The sequence below is a fragment of the Maribacter luteus genome, from assembly GCF_009674825.1.
GTDB lineage: Bacteria > Bacteroidota > Bacteroidia > Flavobacteriales > Flavobacteriaceae > Maribacter_A > Maribacter_A luteus.
The window spans coordinates 102,073-114,357 of sequence record NZ_WKJH01000006.1 but is presented as its reverse complement, the minus strand read 5'-3'; the positions used below and the strand labels follow the sequence as shown (position 1 = coordinate 114,357).

Genomic DNA, 12,285 nt, shown 5'->3' with positions numbered 1-12,285 from the left:
AAAAGAAAAGAATTTAACTTTTTGTTTAGGTATTTCCGATAATTATATAACAGAATGCAATAATTGTATAACGGCAAAAGCGGGGTCGATGACGAACTTTGTATCAACAAATTGATTAAAGAATCAGGAACCCTTAAAAAACAACGCCATGAAAATCACAGAACTCAAAACAAACAGCATTGAAGAAACCTTTAAGCAGTTACAATCGGATTTTGGGGGAGAATTGAAAAGTCTTCCTAAAGAATATAATTTGAGCCTTGACAATGACTTGGTACAGGGCGAGATTACCGGGATCGAAGTCAACGAGACCATTTCTTTCTTGGAATACGATATTACTTTTAATCAGGATACCACTATTCTTAACCATACCCCAAATACCAATCCTATTTATTTTCTGTATTGTGCCCAAGGGCAAATGCAACATAGCTTTGACCTAAAAGGGACTAAAAGGAATCTTAACCAATTTCAAACCGGCATTTTTGCTTGTGACCCTAGTAGGGATACGGCATTGTTCTTCAAGAAAGAGCAACGCATCCGGTTTTCATATATTTCCGTTGACACCCATGAAAATGGAAGACTGGACCATAATATAAACCTTTTGCAGAAACAACTTTTGGAAACCTTTATGCCCAAAGATGGAAAAGAAATTTTTGCCTACGTCGGTTCTTATAATTTAAAAATAACCGAAAAAATGGAAAAGTTACAAGCCATAAAGCAACGAGGTATAGTCAGGAGGCTTCTGGTAAAAGGGATAGTACACTTAATGCTGGCCCTGGAAGTGCAACAACATAAAGAAGATGTAAGAAGTTTATCGAATGAGACCGGGTCATTAAGTAAGAATGAAATGGAAATGGTTAAAGAGTTGTCAGATTTTATCCAAAACTATCCCGAGCGAAAATACAGTATGAAGGGATTGAGCAAAAAAGCAGGGATGTCACCCGCCAAGTTGCAGGAAGGTTTTAAATTATTACACAATAGAACCGTTTCTGATTATATAAGAAACGTACGTATAGAAACAGCCGAAAACCTAATCCGTACTACGGACCTAAATATTTCGGAAATCGTTTACACCATAGGATTGACCAGTAGAAGCTATTTTTCCAAAATATTCAAGGAAAAGTATAATTGTAGTCCAAAATACTATCAAGACAATCAAAACGAAATCGCTTTATCGGCATAATAAATCATTCAAGCAAAATCAAAAAAAATCCGTCTCACCGACGGATTTTTTTTTTACATACATGTTCTACATCTAAACACAAAGGTCAGAAAAAGAATACTGGTTGAGTAGGCGTTCATCATGATTAAAAGGCCCAGTGCCCATTGAAATTAGGATATACCGCTATACCATTATCAACTTAACGGCTATAATAAATTAAAAAGAGTATGGGTAAAAAAACAGCAGCAAGGAAAATTCCTTGATGCTGTTTTTTTTTGTAATGATAAGCTTTAGACTATGAAAAGGTTTTTAATGAAGAGCGCAGCATCCAGGCCATTTGCTCGTGCATTTGCATTATAGCGGTTATGAAATCTGCCGTACCTTCATCATTGTGCGCTTCGGCATTCTCCCCTATACTTTCCCTAATGAATTTGATAATAGTATTATGATCTTCCAATAACACCTCCATAAAACTTATACTATCGTTTGATGTGGGTCCGTTTTCCTTTAGTTCGGATAGCTCCAAAAACTGTTGCATACTTCCTGGGGCATAAAAACCCAGCATTCGTATACGTTCAGCGACTTCATCTATCGTATTCTCTAACTTGCCATATTCTTGTTCAAAAAAGACATGCTTACTATGAAAATCATGACCCTCAACGTTCCAATGAGCGTTTCTATACTTGGTATACATGATATACTCATCTGAAAGTAGCTGCTTCAACATTTTCACTACTTCTTTTCTATTGTCTTTTTTAATGCCAATGGCGGTTTCTGTACTTTGCATAATATTTATTTTTAAGGTTATACCCAAATTTAGAAGTAAACTCCCTTAGCCATTGACGTTATGGATTTTATAATTGACCTAAATAAAATCCATGGGATTCACCAAATTTTACCGACCCTGAATTTTCATTATTGAAGGGAAAGAAGAATAGCTATCACTTGTGAATAATTTTAAAAACCGTTTTAATCGATTGTGGCAATTTTCAATGTTATAACGTTACCCCCAACTTGGGAAGACCTATACATTTGTCTTATGAGTATGTGATAAGGATCCTCTTGGGGAAGAGGATCTATAAAGTTAAAAAGGGAGGCGTGGGGCCTCCCTTTTTTATTTTCGGAACGTCAAATCTATAAACCCTGGCACAAGGCCCAACAAATCTATTCTATAAGCCTAAATCGTTCTTTAAGCTTCCTAACCGTACTGATCACAATGGTTTCGGGCACTTCCAAAATTTCAGAAATTTCACGCTCACTACGGTTACCAAAGGCGAACAGCTCTAAAACGGACTTACTTCTTGGAGGAATATTATTGAATAGGGCACCAAAAGTGGTACGTCTTTCCATTGAAGGTAAAAGGGAATCGTCAATATCCAACTTCTTGATCAATTGTTCTTCCAAGGTAGTATCCAAAATCAATTTATTCGGACGCTCCATGGTTTGCTTATACGAGATGTCATCAAGTTCGGTGTTCAATATCAAATCTCCATCTGCCTGTGTGGTAAATTTTTCATCCAAGGCATTCATCTCGTCCTTAAGCATTTTCTCCGTACTTACATACTCTGGGGTTTCCTGTTCTATGATCTTTTTTTCCTCGATTTTCTGGATGGCTTTTGAGAAAAGAATGGTTTTTAATTTATCTGCATCCATATAATCCGCGAACTCCTTAAAAACCTCAAGGTAAATCTCATCTAAGAGTTCATCTGCGTTATAGAACCCCCTGTCAACAGCGGCCTGGTTCTCTGCAGCCTTTAAACTTCTTGACATAAATTTTTTTAAATCGGGTTCCAAGGTCGATATTTTAGTATAGAACTGCTCAAAATCGTTCTCTTCTTTATGCTGGGCCAATTGTTTTACTATCATGATGTGCTGTTTTAGAAATTAACAATCATTTTTCACTTTCTTAAATCTACCATCATTTATCACCGAATAAAATGATAAAGATCAGTATTGAAAAACCTTGTGCGACTGACCCACATCATTCCTTACCTTCCCTATCACCATTAATTTTGTGTTCAAATGAATGTTTAACCTAAAAAAGTATTATGTCACTAGTAAAATTCAACAAAAAGAGACCTTTTCGAAATCTAGTTACCTCTGATTTCTTTGATATGGAGGATTTTTTCGACAAGGGATTTTGGAACCAAGGATTAATAAATGATGATTTTTGGAATGGAAGAAAAGGGGAACCAGCCCTTAACATAAAGGAAAATAAAGGCCATTATGAAATAGAACTGGCAGCGCCCGGTTTTGACAAAAAAGATTTCAATATTACCATTGATGATGGCTGTTTGAACATTTCTGCGGAAAAAACTTCCGAAGACGAAGAAGAAAAAGATAATTATACCCGTCGGGAATTTAGTTACAATGCCTTCGAAAGATCACTACAATTACCAGAGAATGTGAAGGATGAAGAAATTAAAGCGAAATACAATGATGGTATTTTAAGCTTTAAACTCGACAAAAAGGAGGTTGCCAAAAAACACAAACCTAAAGTTGTTGAAATAGGATAGTTTCAACGATTGTTTCTATCACGCCCCTTTTCCCAATCTAAAAGCGTCCATGTATTATAGTAAATGGGATTAGGGGTTTTATTTTTTACCATCACGGGGATCTTTCCATTCCCCAAGAATCTCAGCTACCTTTTCCTTGGTTAATTTGGCCATGGCCGCCTCATAACCCAAATTGAATACGGCATCCATATCCCTTACGGTAAAAGTACCTACTTTCTTCAATTCCCTAGGACTGATCACCACACTGCAATCTTTGAACTTTGATATGGAATCATGGGCCGATCGTATCTTGTAGGCCCTGTCCAGAACGCTGAAAGAATGTTTTAGGTCTTTAATGTTTTTCTTCTCGAACGGATTCACGTAAACCCCAATGATCTTGTCACATTGTTCCGTAATCAGATCAACGGGAAAATTATTCAAAGTTCCGCCATCTATAAAATGGTCTTCCCCTATTTGAATTGGAGTAAATACTGCAGGAAATGCGGCTGAGGCCAAAATTGGTCTAATAAGCTCACCTTCATTGAAAATATGTAACGTACCGTCGATAATATTGGTTGCGGTTATATATAAATGTCTTTTCAGGACATGGAAATCATCGGTCCCTAAAATCACCTTAAAACTATCATACAACTTCTCGGTATCTATGATCCCGGGTTTACCAAGGGCAAATTTGTTGATGCTGAAAACATCGGTCAATTTAAAGAAATCGAGTATCTCTTTACAGGAATTACCATTGGCATATAGAGCTCCCACTATGGCCCCAGCACTTGTCCCGGCAATATAATTGGGAGAAATACCGTGTTCTTCCAGTGCTTTTATTACGCCGATGTGGGCAATCCCTCGAACACCGCCTCCGGATAGCGCCAATCCAATATTCATATCATAACCATTTATTTAGCCAAGAGACTAAATATACGGCTGTAAAAATTGAAAGTCAATAGTTTTACAATTGTATTTGAATCTAAATTGTGAAAGGTGCGGGAGTATATGGATAACCGACGAATTTCTACCGCCTTATTTTTCGCAACTTCTGTAAAATAAATGTAATCACGGTTTTTTGTATTATCCCTTTGAACCCTCCCAATAATTGTGTAGGATATAAATCGGTTCTAAATCGATTCAGGCTTAATTTAAAGTGTTCCAAATCTATCTCCCTTTGAAGGTTCAATATTTTCAATTGCCTATCTATTTCTGTAAAAGACCTGTATTCCTTCATCTGTTCAAACTCTTAATTCATGATTTACCACAACGTATCGATATACCCATTTCACTGCTATTGAAACCTTCTTGGGTATCGAATACCAAATAGGGTACTTTTGACTTTATTCAAAATAATATCTAGAGAATTTTCGGAGTAAGGGGCGATCCAACCTTCCCCTGAAAATATAGCATAACACAGCAACCACCAGATAAAAAGCACCAACAATGAAAAAGCCGTAAAGTGTATTTCCCATTGCATCACCGATTACATAAGAAAGTGCCAGGGAAATAAAAAACAGACCCATTACCAAAAGGGCCCCTAAAAGAAAAAAATGGGTAAATGAAGTTACCGCCCGCATTAGGGCCTTGAATATTTTCAGTTTAAAATATTCCTCGCTGTTCTCTAGATAGGACCTAATATCGACATCGGCCTCTATTAGATCCTTCTTTAAATCATCAAAACCCATATGGCGTTATTTCTGAAGTTGTGCATTTTTCTTTTTCAATTCTTCTAACTTACGTTCCAAGGTCGCGATGATATCATCGGCCTTATAACTCATATTGGATAAAGTGTCCTCTAACTTTTGTTCGAACTCAACCTTTTTCTCGTTGGCGGTTTTAGTCAGTTCGTCTTTGGCATGGGTAACACGTTCGGTAATTTCGTGTGTGGTATCCAAAGCTTTTTCTCTTATTTTCTCACGGGTTTTAGTACCCTTATCAGGTGCATAAAGTATTCCAAACCCTGCTCCTATCGCAGCTCCTGTCAATAAGGCCAACATGATGTTTCCACTATCGTTTGTCATGATTAAAATATTTAAGGTGAATATTGAATTACGATAACGAATGTAGGGCTCCATTTATCAAATCGGAATGATTTAAATCATTCTGACAGGCTTCTTTGGCCCACTGCTCATGGGATTTTACATCTAAATGATGTAGATCATTACTTCTTAACCCTACATGGATTTATTTTAAGGTAGAAAAGTAAATATCATGAAAAAGTTAAGCATTTTGTTAGGACTGTTGTTTATGTTCAGTTGTGGCCCTGTAGTAATTTCATCAAGGCCAAATTATCGTCCCCCCAATTGGTTTTACCCCAATCGTTTAGAGGTCGTACGTTATGTTTATTTTCCTGAATTCAGCGTTTATTATGACCTATCGGCCCAAACATACCTGTACTTGGATGGTGGAGTCTGGGTGAGGCGTAGGGAACTACCTCCCAGATATAGGAACATAGACTTGACACGTCACAGGTACGAACGCGTAAAAAATTATCAAGAAGAGAATATTCGTAAATATCACGAAGAGCACAATGCCAACCGTGGAAGAAGCAATAAAAATACCCCCAAAGGAAGTAATTGAACCTTCATGGGGGTATTTAGGTATTTTACGGAATAAAAAATAAAGCTACTTAAGAATGGAGTAGTTCATAACTCTGTTTGGCAATCTCAAGTTCTTCATTGGTAGGTATAACCAAAACCTTAACCTTTGAAGTAGGCAAGTTTATTTCACGAATTTCCTTTGATCTTACCCCATTTTTGGTTTCATCCAACGCAATGCCGAAATAATCCATATCCTTACACACATGGCCTCTGATATAGTCAGAATTCTCACCTATACCAGCAGTGAATATAATGGCATCCAAACCGTTAAGAGCCGCTACATATGAACCAATATATTTTTTGATTCGGTAAACATTCATATCCAGTGCCAGTTGACATTCTTTATTTCCTTTCTCTGCCTCGGCTTCAATATCCCTTAGGTCACTATAACCGGTAAGGCCCAACATACCACTCTCATTGATAAGCATTTTATTTACCGTATCTAAATCGTACCCTAGGTCATTTACCAAGTAAAAAATCAAGGAATGGTCTATATCACCACTTCGTGACCCCATGATCAGACCGTTACTCGGTGCGAATCCGAGGCTATGATCAATACTTTTGCCATCTTTCAATGCGGTAATACTGCAGCCATTACCGAGGTGAACGGAAATGATATTTCGTGTAGAAGATTTTAAATATTCTTTGGCTTTTTCACTCACATACTTATGACTGGTACCATGAAAGCCGTACATTTTTATATCATGCTCCGAATAGAATTTATTTGGTATGGCATATTTACGGGCCATTACGGGAATGGTCTGGAAAAAGGCCGTATCAAAAACCGCAATCTGTTTCGCTTTTGGAAAAATATCCTCTGCAATTTCAATACCCTTTAAGTTATGGGGATTGTGCAACGGTGCCAAATTCTCGAATTGCTTTATTTTATCTTTTACTTCTGAGGTTATGAGTGTGGTATCCGAGAACGCATCGCCACCGTGAACCACCCTATGGCCTACGGCTTCAATTTCACTCGCATCCTTTACAACCCCTTTTTCTGGATCCATGATATATGCAGCGACCATTTCCAAACCAACATGGTGGTTCTCAATGGCTAGGGTCTGCGTATATTTATCCACATCCGTTTTATAGGTAATTACGGCATCGTTCAACCCGATTCTTTCCACAAGTCCAGAACAGATCACTCTTTCTTCGGGCATTTCAATCAATTGAAATTTAATCGATGAACTTCCCGAATTCAATATTAAAACTTTCATTATTATTTTTTACTGGATTAATCTTGTGCTTGTATGGCCGTTATGATCACCGTATTGAAAATATCGTCTACGGTGCATCCCCTACTCAAATCGTTTACAGGTTTATTGAGTCCTTGTAAAACCGGACCAATGGCCAATGCCCCTGTTTCCCTTTGAACGGCTTTATACGTATTGTTACCTGTATTCAGATCTGGAAAAATAAATACGGTGGCTTCACCTGCTACCTTGGAGTCCGGTAATTTAACCTTACCTACCTTGGCATCAACTGCCGCATCATACTGAATAGGACCTTCAAGTATTAGTTCAGGATGTCTTTCTTTCGCTATTTTGGTAGCCCTACGCACACGATCCACATCTTCCCCTACACCTGAATCCCCTGATGAATATGAAAGCATGGCAATCTTCGGTTCTATACCGAAAGCAGTACTGGTCTCTGCGGAGGAAATTGCAATCTCTGCCAATTGTTCCGCGGTAGGGTTAGGGTTAATGGCGCAATCCCCATATACTGTTACCCGATTCTCCAAACACATGAAAAAGACCGAAGAAACGACCGATACATCCGGGCGGGTCTTGATCAACTGCAATGCAGGAAGAATGGTTTGTTTTGTGGTATGCACGGCTCCTGACACCATACCATCGGCATGGCCTTTATGCACCATCATGGTGCCAAAGTGGGAAACATCTTCCATTAAATCCTCTGCCATGGCCAAATTAACCCCTTTATGCTTTCTAAGCCTATAAAGCTCTTCTGCATATTCATTAAAATGTTCTGATGAAGTCGGATCTTCTATATTGACCTTTTTTAAATCCAAATCCAGGTCCATTTGGGAAACCTTCTCTTTTATCTTTTCTGGATCCCCAATCAAGGTGATCTTAACGGCATTTGAATCTACCAAAAGTTTTGTGGCATTCAATATACGTTCATCAAGACCTTCTGCCAGTACAATATGTTTAATATCCGATTTTGCCCTGCTCAACAAGTTGTATTGGAACATTCGGGGAGAAATACCCTTTGCCTTAAAGGTTATCAACCTTTCAGCAAGCTCTTCTTCGGGAACGTGTTTGGAAAAATCATTGATAGAAGCGGTTATTTTCTGTAAATTCTCCGCATAGATACGTGGTTTAATGGCACCTATCTTGTTGGTAATCGAAAATGTACCTTGGTTTACCGAAACTATAGGAACGATATCCGATAAACCTTCGATCAATTTAATTATTGAATCCTCTGGCACCAAGTTTCCGGTTAATATAACACCAGAAACATTCGGATAATTCGCCGATAGGTTTGCCTGTAGCGCCCCAAGGATTATATCTGCCCTATCCCCTGGTGTAATTACCAGTCCATCTTTTTTCAAATGGGTCAAATAGTTTCGAAGCTGCATGGCCCCGACCCCAAAATGACCGGCTTGGTTATTTAAATATTCTTCGCCGAAAAGCACTTCCCCATCCAACACCTCAACAATTTCCTTTATGGTCGGGTTTCTTAAAACAGGGTTCATAGGAACCACTCCTATCAGAACATTATCCGGCAATTGGGCTTTAAGGCCTTTTCTGACGATCTCAATATTTTCTGGTTGCACCTTATTGGCAACCACCATAAGTACCTCGACACCTTTATCCTTAAAAGAATCATAGGCCATATAAAGATTGTTCACCAACTTACCTAAGGTCTTACCAACGCCGCTCGCCAAAATGATGGTGGGTATACCAAGGTTTTTGGCCATAAGAACGTTTATATCCCATTCGGTGATCGAACCTTCACTGGAAAAATCGGTACCTTCAACGAGAACGAAATCAAAGCGTTTTTCAATTGCCTTGTACTTCTCAATGATCGTATCGAGAACTTCGTCTTCTTTGTTCTTATTGTTCTTTTCATTTACCTGACTCCGGGTAAGGGCATAGGCATCCTCATATTCCATGGGAATATTAAAATAGGAAATCACCGTTGTAATATGATTGTCTTTGGCCCCGTTGGGATAGTCATCTATAATAGGTCTGAAATAACCTACTTTTGCCGCTTTCCCTAGAAGCATTTGCATTAAACCTAAGGAAACTACTGATTTACCACTATTTGGCTCCGTAGTGGCAATATAAATCGCTTTGCTCATTAGCAATGATAAAATTTATGGCAAATTTAAGATTTCTCTAACCTTTAAAGAAATTTACCTTATTTATTATGTAAACTAACGAATTTCATTACTTTATCCCATAAATCAATAGAATAATATTACCTTTTTTAACAAGAAGTAAATTAAACCTACATGAAACCAACAATTCTAAATATCCGGTAATATGAGCAAAGGTATTTTAGTGTGAAAACCTATTTTTCGAACAACAGGTTCCCTTGTCAATTTTTCCATAAATGTATGTGGGTAGTGTATTAGGGCGATAAAATCAGCATTGTTTTTTTTAGCGAATTCCGCTGTGGCTTCCGAGACATTGTTCCACATCTCGACGGTATGGAAGCTATGATCCACACCTTTTAAATATTTGGACAGCATTTTCATATGTTCCCTTTGGTCTTCATCCAATTGATTTTCTTGGGCGATTTGAAGAATGTATATTTCAGCCTTCCATAAACTGACCAAATCAACCAAAGGCCTAAGTTCCCGCTTAAGGTAAGTGTGTGTAAAATCTGTAGGAAAGACCACCTTTTTAAGTTTTTTGAAGTCATAATCCTCAGGAACGGCAATTATGGGGCACTTACGTACTTTTTTTATGACCCGAACCGTATTACTGCCCAAAAAAACTTCCTTGGCACCGGTTGCACCTTTTGTACCCATGACAATAAGGTCCACGTCTTTTTCACCTACCACTTCATTGATGGCACTTTCCAAATTGTTCGAGATGGACTTGAACTCAAAACTATGGTTGTTTCTTTCGTGGTGCGTGTTCAAATATTCGATGGTCTTCTTAAGCTGTGCCTTAGAATTTTTTGATAGGGAATCATAAATAACACCCAACCGTTCTTTGCTCTTATTCCCCAAGAGGTTCGTGATTTTGGGCTCATATGAATTCAATAACACAAAATTACAATCCGCAGTCTCGAAAATTTTAAGGGCCGTGAAAATGGCATTCCATGCATTGTCTGAAAAATCGGTGGGTAAAAGAACGGTTTTCATTGTAAGGACTTTTTGGTGTTTTTCGTAACATCTGGTATAACCAAGAACGGTATCTGAACATGAAAACCTACTTGGTCAACATGTTGTCTTTTCATCATTCGTTCAAAAAAGGAATGTTTTCTGTTCATCATGACAAGCAGTTCATAATCGTTCCGGTCTAAATAATCAATAATGGCCTCTGGCATGTAAGTTCCCCTTTCTTCTTTGAAAACATGGGGAATCTGGGCCAAATAAAGACCTAGAAGTGCTTTGTTCTCTTCCTGGGCCTTTGTTAGGTCATATTCCTCTTTTATATGTAAGACGGTGATTTCCGCATCGTACATCTTAGCGATTTCTATAGCTACATACAATTGGTTCCTATCATAATCCGAAATATAGTCCGCTGTGAACAATACATGTTTAATTCCTTGATACGAATATCCTGAAGGAATCACAAGAACCGGCACCTTACTTTTTCTTATTACATGAACCGTATTGGTACCCAAAAAAATCTCTTTAACCCCCGAAGCCCCTTGGGTACCCATAATAATCAGGTCTATATCTTTTTTTATGTTCAGATCACTGATCTCATCGGTCAGTTCGTTGAATGCCGAAATGGTTTTATATATATGTTTGGGGTTATTGAATTTTGCTTTTACGGCCTCTAAGGTCCTTTCCAACCCCTGTACCGAATCATCTACCCCCTTATCCGGTATTGCACTGAATTCAGGTCCCCCGATTATATAATCCATTCGATAGAATGCTGGTGTATAGGTATGTAGAAAGTAAAAGGTACAACGTTCCTCTTTCAAAAATTCCATTGCGTAGGCAATAGTGTTCCATGCATTTTTTGAAAAATCGGTAGGTATGAGTATTGTTTTCATAAAAAACACCTTTATTATAACCAAAAGTAAAGCCTAAATCAAAGTTTGTCCATGATATGAATCAGCCAATCACATAAAGAATTTTAATGACCAATATCATAGAAAACATCATGGTTGTATTTGTATCTTTGGGGTTGGATTCCATTTGAGCCATCAGATTAAAAAAACATTTCATTCCCATGCAAATCAAAGATTATATAGACCATACCGTATTAAAGGCGACCGCACAACCATCCGATATTGAAAAATTATGCGAAGAGGCCAAAGAATATGGGTTCAAAGCAGTTTGCGTAAACGGCTGCTATACCAAATTGGCAAAAGAACAATTGAAGAACAGCAAGGTGCAACTTGCCATAGTCATCGGCTTTCCTCTAGGATCCATGAGTACTGAAGCAAAAGTCTTTGAGGCCTCAGAAGGTATAAAGAACGGGGCCGATGAAATTGACATGGTCATTAATGTCGGCTGGTTAAAATCAGGTAAGTCGGAATGGGTAAAACAGGAAATATCCAAAATAAAACAAGCCATTGGGGACAAAGTCCTAAAGGTGATCATCGAGACCTGTTATTTGACCCAAGAGGAAAAGAGAAAGGCTTGTGAATTGGCCGTTGAGGCAAAAGCGGATTACGTTAAGACCTCTACTGGTTTCGGTACTGGTGGAGCTACTTTCGAAGACGTAAAGTTGATGAAGGAAGTAGTTGGTGACAAGGCAAAAATAAAGGCCTCAGGTGGAGTAAAAGATAGGGCCACTGCCCTGAAATATATTTCTTTGGGGGTTTCCAGAATAGGCACCTCATCCGGAATAGCAATCGCAGCAACAAATTAATA

Annotated in this window: 14 protein-coding genes; 4 read left to right on the top strand and 10 right to left on the bottom strand. The window is 38.2% G+C overall.

Annotated features, from left to right (window positions below):
- Nucleotides 1–148 precede the first annotated feature (148 nt).
- The gene (locus GJ691_RS09895) at nt 149–1,180 is read left to right on the top strand and encodes a helix-turn-helix domain-containing protein (RefSeq protein ID WP_154366396.1); all 1,032 of its coding nucleotides are present in this window, start codon (nt 149–151) and stop codon (nt 1,178–1,180) included.
- A gap of 274 nt (nt 1,181–1,454) precedes the next feature.
- Here GJ691_RS09895 and GJ691_RS09890 read toward each other — a convergent pair whose 3' ends face one another.
- Both GJ691_RS09890 and GJ691_RS09885 read right to left on the bottom strand, forming a co-directional pair.
- Entirely contained in the window at nt 1,455–1,946 is a 492-nt protein-coding gene (locus tag GJ691_RS09890) for a Dps family protein (protein WP_154366394.1), read from the bottom strand.
- A gap of 377 nt (nt 1,947–2,323) precedes the next feature.
- Nucleotides 2,324–3,025, bottom strand: coding sequence for an RNA polymerase sigma factor (locus GJ691_RS09885; RefSeq protein WP_154366392.1), 702 nt, complete (start codon nt 3,023–3,025; stop codon nt 2,324–2,326).
- Nucleotides 3,026–3,207: 182 nt separating this feature from the next.
- Between GJ691_RS09885 and GJ691_RS09880 the strand changes: the two genes are divergently transcribed.
- Complete coding sequence (locus tag GJ691_RS09880) at nt 3,208–3,675, top strand: Hsp20/alpha crystallin family protein (protein WP_154366389.1); 468 nt, start codon at nt 3,208–3,210, stop codon at nt 3,673–3,675.
- 78 nt (nt 3,676–3,753) lie between these two features.
- Here GJ691_RS09880 and GJ691_RS09875 read toward each other — a convergent pair whose 3' ends face one another.
- The 4 genes from GJ691_RS09875 to GJ691_RS09860 all read right to left on the bottom strand — a co-directional run bounded on the left by GJ691_RS09875 (nt 3,754) and on the right by GJ691_RS09860 (nt 5,678).
- Nucleotides 3,754–4,554, bottom strand: a complete 801-nt coding sequence (locus GJ691_RS09875; protein ID WP_154366388.1) for a patatin-like phospholipase family protein — start codon at nt 4,552–4,554, stop codon at nt 3,754–3,756.
- Between the two features lie 127 nt (nt 4,555–4,681).
- Nucleotides 4,682–4,891, bottom strand: a complete 210-nt coding sequence (locus tag GJ691_RS09870; RefSeq protein ID WP_154366386.1) for a DUF6327 family protein — start codon at nt 4,889–4,891, stop codon at nt 4,682–4,684.
- Nucleotides 4,892–4,997: 106 nt separating this feature from the next.
- Nucleotides 4,998–5,342, bottom strand: a complete 345-nt coding sequence (locus GJ691_RS09865) for a phage holin family protein (protein WP_154366384.1) — start codon at nt 5,340–5,342, stop codon at nt 4,998–5,000.
- 6 nt (nt 5,343–5,348) lie between these two features.
- A complete protein-coding gene (locus GJ691_RS09860; RefSeq protein WP_154366382.1) occupies nt 5,349–5,678 on the bottom strand; it encodes a YtxH domain-containing protein in 330 nt (109 codons plus the stop codon).
- Nucleotides 5,679–5,868: 190 nt separating this feature from the next.
- Between GJ691_RS09860 and GJ691_RS09855 the strand changes: the two genes are divergently transcribed.
- Nucleotides 5,869–6,237 (top strand): hypothetical protein, encoded by a 369-nt coding sequence (locus tag GJ691_RS09855; RefSeq protein WP_154366380.1) that lies wholly within the window; start codon nt 5,869–5,871, stop codon nt 6,235–6,237.
- A gap of 49 nt (nt 6,238–6,286) precedes the next feature.
- On the opposite strand, the gene GJ691_RS09850 is transcribed toward GJ691_RS09855, so the two are convergent.
- From GJ691_RS09850 to GJ691_RS09835, 4 genes are all read right to left on the bottom strand, one after another.
- Entirely contained in the window at nt 6,287–7,474 is a 1,188-nt protein-coding gene (locus tag GJ691_RS09850; RefSeq protein ID WP_154366378.1) for an acetate/propionate family kinase, read from the bottom strand.
- Nucleotides 7,475–7,491: 17 nt separating this feature from the next.
- A complete protein-coding gene (gene pta, locus GJ691_RS09845) occupies nt 7,492–9,582 on the bottom strand; it encodes a phosphate acetyltransferase (RefSeq protein WP_154366375.1) in 2,091 nt (696 codons plus the stop codon).
- A gap of 168 nt (nt 9,583–9,750) precedes the next feature.
- Complete coding sequence (locus GJ691_RS09840; protein WP_154366373.1) at nt 9,751–10,596, bottom strand: universal stress protein; 846 nt, start codon at nt 10,594–10,596, stop codon at nt 9,751–9,753.
- Complete coding sequence (locus tag GJ691_RS09835; protein WP_154366371.1) at nt 10,593–11,459, bottom strand: universal stress protein; 867 nt, start codon at nt 11,457–11,459, stop codon at nt 10,593–10,595. The genes GJ691_RS09840 and GJ691_RS09835 overlap by 4 nt, the downstream gene beginning before the upstream one ends.
- 179 nt (nt 11,460–11,638) lie before the next feature.
- Here GJ691_RS09835 and deoC point away from each other — a divergent pair, with 179 nt between their 5' ends.
- Nucleotides 11,639–12,283 carry a deoxyribose-phosphate aldolase gene (gene deoC, locus GJ691_RS09830; RefSeq protein WP_154366369.1) on the top strand — a complete coding sequence of 215 codons (645 nt, stop codon included), beginning with the start codon at nt 11,639–11,641 and terminating at the stop codon, nt 12,281–12,283.
- Nucleotides 12,284–12,285 lie beyond the last annotated feature (2 nt).